The sequence below is a fragment of the Foetidibacter luteolus genome, from assembly GCF_009650435.1.
GTDB classification, from domain to species: domain Bacteria; phylum Bacteroidota; class Bacteroidia; order Chitinophagales; family Chitinophagaceae; genus Foetidibacter; species Foetidibacter luteolus.
This window is the reverse complement of record NZ_VVIP01000018.1, coordinates 3,121-15,629: the sequence shown is the minus strand read 5'-3', so window position 1 is coordinate 15,629 and position 12,509 is coordinate 3,121. Positions and strand designations below refer to the sequence as shown.

Sequence of the window (12,509 nt, the reverse complement as noted above, 5' to 3'; positions counted from 1 at the left end):
GTGTTAATGGGAATGCGATCTCCTTTGTATTATATCACTGATCTTATCAGATTTGACAGAACCACAATGATATCTTACTCTTTTGCGAAGTGATAGCCACCGAAGTATTTTATGGGTGACCATGACGGTAAAATTTCCCCGAGCTTGGGAGAAAGGTCACTGTACTTACCGGAGCCATAAACTACTCTTCCTCCTACCACAGTTAACACCGATGTAAGGTTCTTGATCTCGTCGTCAGGAATTGTAAAATAATCATCACTCAATAAAACAAAATCTGCCAGATTACCGGGTGCTATGCGACCTTTTTCATGTTCCTCATTTTCGAACCAGGCCGCACCTATTGTGTATAATCTAAGGGCCTCTTCCCGCGTGAGACGGTTATCCTCGGCTAAGATCACATTACCTGATACAGCTTTGCCGGTCACTGCCCAGCTGATACCTGTCCAGGGGTTAGCAGGAGATACGCGAAAGGCATCTGTCGTCAACGACAAAGGAATTCCGCTTTTCTTTAAGGCACCGAATCTTGGTGTATATAAAGCTTTATGTCTACCATATGTCTTTACAAAGCCTTCACCATGCAGCGCCATTTTATTGTCCAGTGCGATACCACCGCCTAACTTCTTTATTCTTGCTATATTTTCATCGCTGATGGTTTCGGCATGCTCTATGCCAAAGCGCATGCCGTCCAGCGGTGTGGTCTTGACGACTTCTTCGAATGCATCCAGAAAAGAGGTCAGGTTCTCGTTGTAGGATATATGTACCCGGAACGGGATTCTCTTTTCTATAAGCTTACGAACATATTCTTCAGCGTATTGCTTCATCTTCTCTTTGGGAATAATAATTGCCGGATTATCGAAATTCTCATGGTCATGTACCTCCGGATTGAGTACTTCACCGGTTCCTTTATATTCATGTCCATGTTCCATGTTGGGGTTTAGATTTTGCCCAGGGCTTAATGGAGAGACCTTTGTCACCCTTTCTATTTCAACATCTACCCAACTTTTGTTAGGATCATAAGTAAATCCCAGATCAACAAACGGAAAACGGATATTCATCCTGTTCTCTTTAATAAGGGTTTCAATAGGTGCGTGACCTTGAGGGTAAGGAATAACGCTCGAGTTTTCAATGACTGTAGTCAGTCCGAAATGGTTCAGGTCCCTGATCAGATATTCAAGTGAGCTAACCTCCTCTTCCGGTGTCGGTGTCGGCATCATCGCGTCTAAGGCAACAAGCACGAAAGTATTTGCGTCAATCATTCCTGTATAATTCCCTTTGCTGTCTTTGTGAAGGACAGTGCCAGGTTGAACCTTGAATTCTGGCGTCCCAATGCCAAAGAATTTCATGGCCGGTTTGTTGAGCCACAATCTATTGTATGCATACTGGACCCAAAGAAGTTTATCCGGCACCGCCTTATTCAATTCTTCGATGGTAGGTTCCCGGTGTTCTTCGAATTGGTACGGAGACCAGGCCCCGGTCACCTTCACCCATTGACCTTCTGGAGTGCGGGCCGCCTGTTCGGTAAGCATTTCTAATGCGCGCTTAAGTGTCGGTACGCCGTCCCATTTTACCTTTTGGGTAAAATTTCTTTCGTTCAACGGATGCATGTGCGAATCTTCCAGACCCGGAATCAGCCTCCTGCCATCTGCGTCGATGAGTTTAGTGTGGCCGTCTTTGAGGCTTAAAATTTCATCATCGTTGCCAACAGCGTAAATCCTGCCTGATTTCACGGCCACTGCCGAGGCTTGTGGTTGTGCGGCCGTGAGCGTGGTGATATTAGCATGATAAACAATAAGGTCTGCTCCCGATAAACATTTATCCGCTTGTGCATAGAGTTCAACAGAAAGGATTATAGCCGTAATTAAAGCAAATGTTTTTTTCATGACAGTTATTAAGTAGTTATTATATTAGCGCACCAATCCTAATTGTTTATCTTGCCATTTCCCGGGGATCTCCTACAAAAAAAATTTTTTGTGTATCAGCAATATCGTTTGCTCTCAATGGGTGACCGAAAATGCTCTCCAAATGACAAGTTTGATAACATTGTGAGTGATCTTTCATGGTTTCGCTTCCAGATAAACAAAAGCAAATTTCATGGCTGGGCCATTTTAGAAAAACGACTTACATCTAAAAATATCATCGACTTGGATCGACATTTAAGCTTAGGTTAGAAGTTCGCAGAGAAACAATTTAATTTTGTATCTTAAATCTGTTTCAATTACCGGGTATTTATGCAACTCTACGCCATTGCAGTTGTGTCCAGAGGAATTCTGTATTTGAATTATATTTACATCTCCAAAGACCTTATCACCTTTATCCAATTAATTTTATAAGCTTCAAGAGGTCAATATGTACGAGATTCTTTTTGAATACATTCAAAAGTTCAATTCAGAGCCTGTTACAGCAGCTGAAAAGGAGCTGTACAGAGCAGCTTTTTCACCATTTAAACTCAGACGGAAGCAATATTTTCTTCAGGAAGGAAGTCGATGTAAGCACTTCGCGTTTATCATCAAAGGTGCCATGAGGCTGTATACTGTTGATGAGACCGGTACCGAATACGTTGCCCGCCTGGGCATCGAGAACTGGTGGATGGGCGATCGTGAGAGCTGGGTAATGAACTCTCCAAGTATATACAATATTGATGCGTGGGAAGATACTGAAATGCTACTTCTCAGCAGGCCCAACGCAATTGGGCTGACATCAATACCGGGATTTAGCAATATGATGCATCAACTCGACGATCGCAATAACATGGCCAATCAGCGCAGGATCACCGCGGCAATCAGCGCCTCGGCGGAGAAGCGCTTTACGGAATTCGCAGAATGTTATCCAGAACTGATGGAGCGTTTTCCTCAATATATTATAGCCTCCTATCTTGGCTTTACCAAAGATACCATGAGTCGTCTTAAAAGTAAGCTAGTCCGTAAATAACAGTGATCTTTCCTTTGTGTCATTATAAGAATAGACTTAGGTCTACAACTTTTTTCGACTTAGGCCATCTTACTATATTCCCTACTTCGCGAAATTTGTATCTCAGTCCGCGTTAATTCTCACGTAATTGGAAACAGTAACAAATGTTTGGGCCCGTTATCCCATATGATCGATCATGCACAGATTAGTCAACATAAACAGAAGTTTATAACTGTTTGAGTATGGATAATTTTCAAATTGTAGAGTTAACAGAAGTTAAAAAAATATTCCAATAAAGCAACGAAGCTAATCGTTGCCATCGGTAATTGATCGTACTACGATCGATTAACTGTTAAGAAAACATTGCAAAAAGTAACAACAAAAAATCTGACAATCATGCAAAATGTAGACAAAGCATCAATCGAACAAACATTAGAAAATTACTTCGATTCTTTAAGAAGATCAGATGCGAAAACTGCCGTTGGTTTATACACAACAGACGGTGTATTTGTTCCAGCTGGTGACTTAACCGTTACTGGTACAGAACAGTTGGTCCCAGCATATGAAAATCTTTTCAAAGCCATCCAATTAAATGTAACGAAGAAAGTTCTTGAAGTAATAGTAAAAGACGACCTTTCCTTCGTCCGGACCCAATCAAGTGGAAGCGTACTCATTCATGCAACAGGAGCAAGCATCCCTGCTGAAAATAGAGAATTTTTTGTATTAAGGAAGGAACAGGGGGATTGGAAAATTGCCCGGTATATGTTTAACCAACCGAAGTAGTTTACCGATGATATGTTTACAACAAGTAATTTTATTAAATGCAGGCTGTCAAAAGTAAAAGAGACAGCCTTTTCTTTGCTTGACGCACAGGCCAACAATCTTTCGCAAGTTTGTTAGATACTTAATCGTCGTATTGTGGTTACATTTCTTAGCAGATTTAAGGAAAAACTCAAACTCAGTTATGAATGAATAAGTCAGTTTAGATACTTTGATGTCGTCGAGGCCATACTTCGATTTTATGAAAGCCTTCGTGTGATCAAAGGTAGTCCTGTATTTAACCCATGTCGCCTTGGAACAATCAATACCTATCAGCGTAAAAAGCTGGTCATTGTGAGTGCTGAAGACATCCAGCAAAGTTTTTGATTGCTCCTTTAGCCCCAACCATTTTGTACGGAAATTTTCAAGATCGAACACTTCACTCTCCCCAATAATTTCTCTTTGATAATGATAGACTTTTTGCTTTACTATTTCCAGGAAGTGATTCAGCGTGCGCGATTCTTCAGAATTCCCCTTTGCCCTGCCACCTTCAACTGACCATTTTTCCGGTGAAATATACCGCTGCGTACTTTGCTCAAAGCGGCTACCGTCAATGGTAACCCTTAAATAAATCGGAACCAGCCCGTCTGTAGTAGTTTTAGACGTTTTGCTGTAAAAAAGAACACTCAATTTCGTTTCCATCTTTACCACCTTCTTTTGCGGTTAAAAATACTTTTTAAGGCAATTCCAGACAAGATGTCCATTTACTGGACTGCTTGCCTGGCGTGGGTTTCAGAAAAATTCGGTTACCCAAACCGCAAAAAAATCCGGGTAACCGAATTTACCACCGAATTATGCGCGTTTTTGATACTTTTTGAGAAGGTGATAAAAACAAAAAAGCCCGCCACCATTGAGTTTGCGAGCTTTTGATAAAATTGAGAAGCTAAAAATGCGGACCGGACGGGACTCGAAGCCGCAGACACGATCTTGTAACCAATTGATTTCCAATGTAAAATACCTCTAAATATTTTATCAATTCAAATGGTACCCGAATTGGTACCCTTGCTGGACGGGAAAACAAAAGCTGCGTTATTATTGACCGTGGTGTCCGGAAGACATTTCACGATACAATGGTCACGCTGACTGATAATTTCCTCGCTCCAATGCCACATAATGCTTATTAACTAGACTGATGTACAACTAATATCCGAAATAAACAAGGGGTTAAATACGCTTTTTTATTAAGCAAATATTTCTCATTTTGCATAAGAAAATATACCCTTACCTATAGCATAGCGATCGGGACGAACTGACCGGGTAACTCATCAAACTTTACAATTCGGATAATACATCAACTACTCTACCAGGTATGTTTTACCATACCCCAAAACGTGATGAACATGCGTAAGACTGCATTAATTGCCCTCGGCATTTTATTGGCCGGCGTTATTGTTTACGTTTATCTAAGGGAGCCTCCTTTAAACCAAATCCCAAAGAAGGGTACCCCATTTTGCACATTGCTGCCATCTTCCATTTTATATGGCATCAGTCATGATACAGTAACATGGGTAGGCAGGAAAACTTTGTACTGGGATAAAAAATCGGAGCTGCGGATATATTTCTATGGTGGGGCCGATACCCTACGAAAGAAGGTGATGAAGATTGCACAAACCTGGGCTGGTCTTTCCGGCTTGCGATTCAGGCAGGTAACCAGTTTGTATGATTCTGCGGAGATCAGGATTTCTTTTACCTGCCCCGGTTACAATTCCCTGGTGGGAAAGGAAAACCTGCAAACCCGGAATTTGCGCATTCCTACGATGTGCCTTGAAGGGCTCGACACGCTAAAAGACCAGCCCCTCTTTACCCGTACCGTGTTGCACGAGTTCGGGCATGTGATGGGTTTATTTCACGAGCTGCAAAGCCCGGCGGCCTTCATCCCATGGGATACAGGAAAGCTATATGCATATTACGAGAGGGAATATAATTGGAAGCCTGATTCGGTCGATAAATGGGTCTTGCAATTATACGAATCTGTTGAACATTCGGACTTTGATGATCGCTCCATCATGCTCTACGCCGTGCCGGATGAGGTCACAAAAGGCAGGTTTGAGATATCCTGGCCCGACAAGCTTTCGCAAAGAGACACAGGCTTTCTTTTATCTAACTACAAATAAATCCTTTCATATGTTATTGAAGTTTACAAAAATAATCCCTGTAATCATTTGCCTTCTATTGTCAGCTGCTACCTATGCACAGCAGGTAAAAGAGAAGGTAATAGATTTCCTGCATCTGGACAATGCCGCCCTTAAAGAAAAGTATCCTTACAACGAACGTGTCAAGATCAAGATCATCAACATCAACCGTTTTCTTTACAAAGTCAGTTCCGAAAAAACAGAGACTGATTTTAATATTGCCGTTCCGTCGGTTTTATCAGGTATTACTCTCCCAGCATTTATAAATACAACGCTTCCGAACGCTCCAGGTGCAGCGCAGGCTGCAAAAAGTTTTTCGCCAGATGCTGAGAAAAAGGCGCCAGGCTGGAAAACAGACATTGAAGACAATATCAAAGCTCTGGTAATCATCCAGACTTACTTAAATAAAGGGGTAGACATTCATAACAAGGTGGTGGATGAAAGCAAAAATTGCAAGGTAGATGCCACGACGGTTATCAAAAATGTAAACGGAATCCTTCTCCAATTTACTTCTACGGCGGCTGGCCCTGCGAATAGCGATTTAGCAGATAAAATCCGGCAAGAGATAGAGTCCAAGATGAACGATATGAAAGTCATTGCCTCTTCCATTGACGCCCAGTTTGCCAACTGGTTGGCAACAAGTCTCGATGAATACCGCGCGGACATTGATCCGTTGAAAGACAATGTGGGTAAGTATAAAAGTGAGCTAGCTGAACTGCAGGAGGAACTGAAGCCATTGAAGCCCGGCAAGATCCGGACAGCCAAACTGGAAGAAATCCGCAGCAAGGAGAAAGAAATACGGGATGAAGAAGTTAAGATTGAAAATAAAAAGGAGGACAGGACAAACGCCGTCAAAGAGATGACTGACAATATCGCTACCGCAAAATCATTAATCGCGGAAATCAAAAAATTCAATGAGGAAGGGAAGGGGTACACACTGGTAGAAGATATCAAGAAAATAAATCCGGCCAGCTATGAGTATTATACTGAGGAAGTGAAAATGACAAAAGATGAGGTCAAATTTGATATTTCCGCCAAATCCGAAGCCTTGCTCACCTGCCCGGTGCCCAACGAGCAAAAATTTACGGTAAAATTAAGGACGGAAGGCGGTATCAAACTGGATTTCAGTACAGGCCTGTTCTTCAATTTTGGCAATCGTGAGTTTCACGGAGAGGAATATTTTTATGAGACAGTGGATGAATCACATGTTCGAATCAGGGCGAAAGACCCCGGCAGCCGAATAGGGTTGGCGCTGGGGGCCCTGATGCATATTTACAAAAGATCGTCTGCAGGCTTTAAAGTTGGTGGTGCCGTGGGAGCCAGCGTTACCACTGATGCCGGGGTGAATTTCCATGCAGGGCCTTCTTTTATCTTGGGCGACAAAGAGCGGTTTTGCTTGAGTTTCGGCCTGACCATGAGAGAAATGAAAATCTTGGACAGGCAATATTATCCGGACGTCGAGTATGAGACCAAGGCCATGCCGGAAGAAGTATCGATGATCCGGAAATTCCCGTTGTTTGGCAGTTTTGTATCTTTTACGTATAACTTCTCCCAGTTTGGCAAATAGCTGTTAGGTAATTTGTCTGCAACCCTTTGCCACATTTAATTTTAATTTCAGCCAATGTGGCAAAGTGGGAAGCTTTTTGAAAGCACAAAATTTGGGGATAAAAAAATATTTTTTCCAACCCTTTGCTTTGCGACAGCTAGCCGACAATGGATAGAAACAAAAAGCCGTTGCAGATTTGCAGCGGCTTTGTTACAATTTTATCACTATTTAAAAATTAGACAGCTGTTTTCATTAATAAAAGTTCATTGCTCAATACCGGGCAAATATTTTAGGTTTATTCCCAACATTTCCCCGTCCAATCTAATTTTGACAAATAATAGTTCGTGATTCTAGGAAACGAATAATCAGAATAATCAAAACTATGGCTTGATCAAATAGATAGCAGGAAAGTAAGTTCTCTAATGCTGCAAATTCTTTTTTAATTTGGCCACTTTTAGTAAAATACGTTTTTAAAACACGGCTAATTGGCATTAGCTAATCACTACCGGCAATAAATTTTTCATTTTCTTTTTAGCTTGAATAATTGTTTAACCCTGAGCATACAGATTGTTTTGTTTGCCATAGAATCTTCTGTGTTTGCTGCAGAAGATAACCTAACGGTGACCTACAATCTGTGCCTCTGTCAGTGGCCTAATTTGAATGTTAATAAGTGGAACAGTTTCGATGTTATTAGCTGGTACACTTTCGATGTTAATGGCTGGCCTACTTTACATGTTAATGAGTGGTACAGTTTCAATGTTAATGGCTGGTACACTTTGATGTTATTCTCCAATATTTTCTTTTCCTTGCGAAAATGACTAAACACCAATATTCTCTTTTTTGAAGTAAGGTTCCGGAAAATCACCTGCAAGTAACGCGCCTTTAGATGGATACCAGAGTAAAGCTCGACCTGTTGGTAAAAAAAGGAGGTATCCCGCCGAATCAGGAGTTTCGCCCCAAGCACTAAACAAAACTCAGCTATCAGCCACATGCAGCCTCACGAGTGGGCTATCAATCCCAATGCCTATATTCTGACTTCTTGCGCAAAAAACGACCGTAAAAGAGCTTTTAAACAGGAAGAAAAGCTTTTTCATAGACAAGAGTTGAGTTGAACCATACAAACAAGATAGTCAACTCATACTGTGTGTGGAAGCAATTAACCCGCTTGTCATTCTCTATTTGAGAGCCCGTAGTTTCCCAGAGTTAGAATGCACGCCTAATGACGATAAGGTAGTTAGTTGATTTTCAAACTGTTATTGTATTGGCATACCACTTGAAAATATCCAGCAGGTTTTTCATAGGATATTGGATTAAAAACGGGGCAGCATTTCTATGCAGGCCCCAATATTTTGAAAGGCAGTTTCTAAACATACCAGAGAACCACGGGGGTAGTTCCCATGCGAGGGTTGGCGTAAGTCAGCCCTTCTCCATTTATATATCCCTGTAACGATTACCTTTATTGGATTACAGCAGAAAATAGAAAAGTAATAGTATACTACACGCCCACCCTGTTCTCTTCTTACTCTATGCCTTACTTACTAAATGCTCTAATGGATATGATTTTATTTGTAAAATAGATCCGACGTTGTGTATTCGATTTGAGGCTTTATATATTCGAAAGCAGCATAGTATTCCTTATCATCGTGGTTATTGTCCTCCATATGAAGCAGCTCTGCAAAAATAACAGGGCAATCTTGAAATTTCCTTTTGAAATATTGAATGCCAAATACTGGATTTCTTTCGGCTAATTTAGATAGCTCGTAATGAATATTCTCTTTTTGCTTCCGAACTTGATCGACTTCTTGTTCTTCGGAAATTTCATTTTCGTTCAAGGTTATATAACGGATTCGAACCACAGTTTCAATTTCTGAAGAAGAAAGTTCCTTAGGATTTATAAATTGTTCAATGGCTTCTTGTTTATCTTTAACAAACTCCTTTAAGTTGATGAGAAATTGGTCAACTGCATTTTGATACCGTGGATGAGTATGTCTTTTCTGGTAGTAATCAAGCAGGTACTCATAGTCGAATATATAATGGCTTTTAAAAATTTGCTCCGCAAACTGTTTTGCGTAGTTTAACAGTTTATCAAAAGCAACTCCTTTTTCAATTAATTTGCTTAAAATGTCAAGCTTCTTGTTATAACGTATAAATACCGCACATATTTTCCTTAGCATGACATCAAAATATTTATTTAAGAACGCGGAGTGATTCTTAATAATAGAATCTGTGGAATAATTAACGATCTTGCCCTTAAAATTGTTTGCCTTTTCATACAAAACGTATGTTATTGCATTAGTTGGCGAATCAAATCTGAAAAGGACAGAAGATTGTAGCTCGTTTTTAAGTTTTCTTATCGGATGGCCTATCAGTTCATTGCGAATAGTTCTGTTAGGGGTTTTGTCTTTCAATACACTTGCGGGCAGTTTGAAAATGTAAAGAAGCTCATCCATTAAATCCTGATGGATATAAATGGATTGCATAAGACCAATGGCATTGAATACATGATTATCAGGACTTTTTTTAAAATTTTCATCTGTAATTAAACCAAACGTGTCTAAGAAATAATGAAGTATATCGCCATAATAATTGGTCTTAATGTCCTCATCATAGGCGTAATTGATTTGCTTTTGTAAAAATTCTGTCTCCAGGAAAAAATAATTCCATGCATCAGATATTTTATGCAGTTTATTCTTTTCAGTTTCCATATATTGACAATTTCATCTGTTCGTTACTGGGAGTTTTTGTCCTGCCAAGCCAAATTGTTATTTTATTTATTTCTGCATATAAGTGAACAAGCCCAAATTGGGATTCGTAAGTCGTCGTATCAAAACGCCGAATTTTTCCAGCTTTTGACCATTATCAAAGATTCCCTTGTCAAATACTCTCAACTTTTCCAGTCGTAGATTTTTTTATTGCCAGTTTTTACAAATACAGAGTTGGATGGTTCATAGGAACGTTTTGTAATCAAACCACAACATGTAAATTTTTCAAGTACTAGATTTGTCACGTTCCAAAAGAATGCATAGCCGGATCCTCTATTTCGGGCAGTCGGATCTGAAAAAAAATGGCCAATGTTAGGCGAATGATTCTTGTCAATCCTGAGCTGAAGGACGGATTTAATTCGACCCCTATCAACCCATTTAAAAAAAATTTCATTCGGAATGCTCGGCATAACGCCTCTCTCCAACATGTATTTCTCATTCTTATCATTCCTGTCGCCATATTCCTCTTGCTGGAAGCTGTAACTCATATTTCTAATAATTTCAGCATCTTTCATATTAGCCATAAAGAACTTCCCATCAATTTTATTTGTGATTGGCACGATTCGTTCACATTCATAAACATTTCGTTCACTGACTATTCTAAAATGATGATCTCCTGTTTTCATCAAATTTAAAACAATATCCCGCTGTCCGGTGAATGAATGGTCTTTCATTTCGGCAAGGGGGTATGTTTTTTTGATAACTCATCAATCATTTCTTGGCTGTAATGATCCCCGTATAACATAATATATTCATTAAAAACTACTGCCAGCATCCTCTTATTTCCTTCATTAACATTTATAGCATTATTAATGGACAGCTCTTTTGCAAGATGCTTTTCAATCAGATTGCGGAGAGTTTCAGTAGCCAGGTAGTTTTTATTAAAATAGTCTATATTGCCACTTAAAAATGATCGAATACTTTTGTGGAAATGAAGCTGGGCCATCCTTCAAAATTACTATATTTATAATTTGAGATTACGAGAGTTCATCTAATTATAAAAGACAAATCGTCCTATACCAACATTTGTAAGGTTCTCCAAATGTTCATATATCTGGAGCATCTCCTTCGACTGAGCAATTAAGAGAACATGTGGCAAAGAAACGAGTCACACCTCTTAAAGTTCATTGATATGCAAGACAAGGACAGTTTCCTGGATTGAGTACTGCGAGACTTAAATGTTCTATACAAAATTACTGCAACTCAGTTGGATCACTTAGAAGCTGTTGAAATTTAGAATTTCCAATCACCATTGCAGATTTTGAGCTTTAAAACATGTCCGATTTTGCTTGAAATATGACCAAAATCATTAGAAAAAGGCACTTTTTAATTACTAGAGCGGAAGCCATAACGCTGATATAAACCATTTTAATTCTTTCTCAAAATTCAATGAAATATTTAGTTTTAACAATCTTACTAAATCTAGTCGGGTTCTCAATAAATTCAGCATCATTATCGACAACTGTGGAATGCCGCGCCATCCATGTAGGATGTTTTTTCCAGTATAAAAACTCAACTCAATTGTATTCGACAATAATTCGAAGTGATATAATTGAAACGGAAATCAACTCTCAGACCGGCGCCACTTCAGTCTGGAAAATTCATTGGACTGACAATTGCACTTTTCCCTGCTCTTTTCTTTCAGGAAATAAGCCAAGATCTGCTCAGGAAACAGATTTTTATAAGCTTCCCTTCTAATATTAAAATTAGGACTGTTAAAGATAATTATTATAGCAATGATGCAGAATTAAGATACGGCGCACAATCAAGGACGTTTAGCGATACTTTGTGGCTTCAACCGAAGTAAGCTAAAACGTTAAGACCACAGCCATGGCATTTTTCATTCATTTTTATGACGTGGTATTCAATGTTTCCTTAGGCATTTCCAATATAGTTGATTCTTTGACCTGCAATTTATTTTTTATCTAATATGCTCTGCAAAATTTGAACTTTCTCTTTTTCACTCTTCACCAATGCTTCATATAGTTCAATTATTTTGTCTATCGGATTGAAAGTACAATGGTAATTAACATTGCTGGTAGAGTTGTCATGATAGTTGTTGCCAATTACATTTATCGCTGCCTCCTCATCAAAATTCTTTATCGCCTCCACGGGTACTTTCAACACTTTAGCCACCTGTTCCAGCAGTTCCTCTTCTATCACATCCTTTTGTTCCAGCAGTGATATTTTCCGCTGGTTCCAGTCGTCTCCCAGTTCCAGGGCAAGCCCTTCCTGTTTGATGCCGAGCATTTCCCTAAAGCGTTTCACGTTTCTTCCCTGGTGTATTGTCTTTTCCATAACCCTTTGACGTTTACACAAATATAACAAATGATGACCGGTAAT

At 39.6% G+C, this 12,509-nt stretch carries 10 protein-coding genes; 4 read left to right on the top strand and 6 right to left on the bottom strand.

Features of this window, described 5'->3' with window-relative positions:
• Positions 1-74 precede the first annotated feature (74 nt).
• On the bottom strand, positions 75-1,880 hold the full coding sequence (locus F0364_RS05710; protein ID WP_153796804.1) for an amidohydrolase: 1,806 nt from the start codon (positions 1,878-1,880) through the stop codon (positions 75-77).
• A gap of 466 nt (positions 1,881-2,346) precedes the next feature.
• Between F0364_RS05710 and F0364_RS05705 the strand changes: the two genes are divergently transcribed.
• The gene (locus F0364_RS05705) at positions 2,347-2,928 is read left to right on the top strand and encodes a Crp/Fnr family transcriptional regulator (protein ID WP_153796803.1); all 582 of its coding nucleotides are present in this window, start codon (positions 2,347-2,349) and stop codon (positions 2,926-2,928) included.
• Between the two features lie 375 nt (positions 2,929-3,303).
• Positions 3,304-3,690 (top strand): YybH family protein, encoded by a 387-nt coding sequence (locus tag F0364_RS05700; protein ID WP_153796802.1) that lies wholly within the window; start codon positions 3,304-3,306, stop codon positions 3,688-3,690.
• Between the two features lie 48 nt (positions 3,691-3,738).
• Here F0364_RS05700 and F0364_RS05695 read toward each other — a convergent pair whose 3' ends face one another.
• On the bottom strand, positions 3,739-4,368 hold the full coding sequence (locus F0364_RS05695; RefSeq protein WP_153796801.1) for a phage integrase SAM-like domain and Arm DNA-binding domain-containing protein: 630 nt from the start codon (positions 4,366-4,368) through the stop codon (positions 3,739-3,741).
• Between the two features lie 698 nt (positions 4,369-5,066).
• On the opposite strand from F0364_RS05695, the gene F0364_RS05690 reads away from it, so the two are divergent.
• Positions 5,067-5,840, top strand: a complete 774-nt coding sequence (locus F0364_RS05690; protein ID WP_153796800.1) for a zinc metalloprotease — start codon at positions 5,067-5,069, stop codon at positions 5,838-5,840.
• 10 nt (positions 5,841-5,850) lie between these two features.
• The gene (locus tag F0364_RS05685; RefSeq protein WP_153796799.1) at positions 5,851-7,425 is read left to right on the top strand and encodes a coiled-coil domain-containing protein; all 1,575 of its coding nucleotides are present in this window, start codon (positions 5,851-5,853) and stop codon (positions 7,423-7,425) included.
• 1,541 nt (positions 7,426-8,966) lie between these two features.
• Here F0364_RS05685 and F0364_RS05680 read toward each other — a convergent pair.
• From F0364_RS05680 to F0364_RS05665, 4 genes are all read right to left on the bottom strand, one after another.
• The gene (locus F0364_RS05680; RefSeq protein ID WP_153796798.1) at positions 8,967-10,109 is read right to left on the bottom strand and encodes a hypothetical protein; all 1,143 of its coding nucleotides are present in this window, start codon (positions 10,107-10,109) and stop codon (positions 8,967-8,969) included.
• Between the two features lie 179 nt (positions 10,110-10,288).
• The gene (locus tag F0364_RS05675) at positions 10,289-10,840 is read right to left on the bottom strand and encodes a hypothetical protein (protein ID WP_153796797.1); all 552 of its coding nucleotides are present in this window, start codon (positions 10,838-10,840) and stop codon (positions 10,289-10,291) included.
• The gene (locus F0364_RS05670) at positions 10,837-11,112 is read right to left on the bottom strand and encodes a hypothetical protein (RefSeq protein WP_153796796.1); all 276 of its coding nucleotides are present in this window, start codon (positions 11,110-11,112) and stop codon (positions 10,837-10,839) included. The genes F0364_RS05675 and F0364_RS05670 overlap by 4 nt, the downstream gene beginning before the upstream one ends.
• 968 nt (positions 11,113-12,080) lie before the next feature.
• Positions 12,081-12,464 carry a helix-turn-helix domain-containing protein gene (locus F0364_RS05665; protein WP_153796795.1) on the bottom strand — a complete coding sequence of 128 codons (384 nt, stop codon included), beginning with the start codon at positions 12,462-12,464 and terminating at the stop codon, positions 12,081-12,083.
• Between the last annotated feature and the right edge of the window lie 45 nt (positions 12,465-12,509).

Coding starts and splice junctions, on each gene's coding strand:
- F0364_RS05665 (WP_153796795.1), bottom strand. CDS start 12,464: ATGGAAAAGACAATACACCAGGGAAGAAACGTGAAACGCTTTAGGGAA.
- F0364_RS05685 (WP_153796799.1), top strand. CDS start 5,851: ATGTTATTGAAGTTTACAAAAATAATCCCTGTAATCATTTGCCTTCTA.
- F0364_RS05670 (WP_153796796.1), bottom strand. CDS start 11,112: ATGGCCCAGCTTCATTTCCACAAAAGTATTCGATCATTTTTAAGTGGC.
- F0364_RS05695 (WP_153796801.1), bottom strand. CDS start 4,368: ATGGAAACGAAATTGAGTGTTCTTTTTTACAGCAAAACGTCTAAAACT.
- F0364_RS05690 (WP_153796800.1), top strand. CDS start 5,067: ATGCGTAAGACTGCATTAATTGCCCTCGGCATTTTATTGGCCGGCGTT.
- F0364_RS05680 (WP_153796798.1), bottom strand. CDS start 10,109: ATGGAAACTGAAAAGAATAAACTGCATAAAATATCTGATGCATGGAAT.
- F0364_RS05675 (WP_153796797.1), bottom strand. CDS start 10,840: ATGAAAGACCATTCATTCACCGGACAGCGGGATATTGTTTTAAATTTG.
- F0364_RS05710 (WP_153796804.1), bottom strand. CDS start 1,880: ATGAAAAAAACATTTGCTTTAATTACGGCTATAATCCTTTCTGTTGAA.
- F0364_RS05705 (WP_153796803.1), top strand. CDS start 2,347: ATGTACGAGATTCTTTTTGAATACATTCAAAAGTTCAATTCAGAGCCT.
- F0364_RS05700 (WP_153796802.1), top strand. CDS start 3,304: ATGCAAAATGTAGACAAAGCATCAATCGAACAAACATTAGAAAATTAC.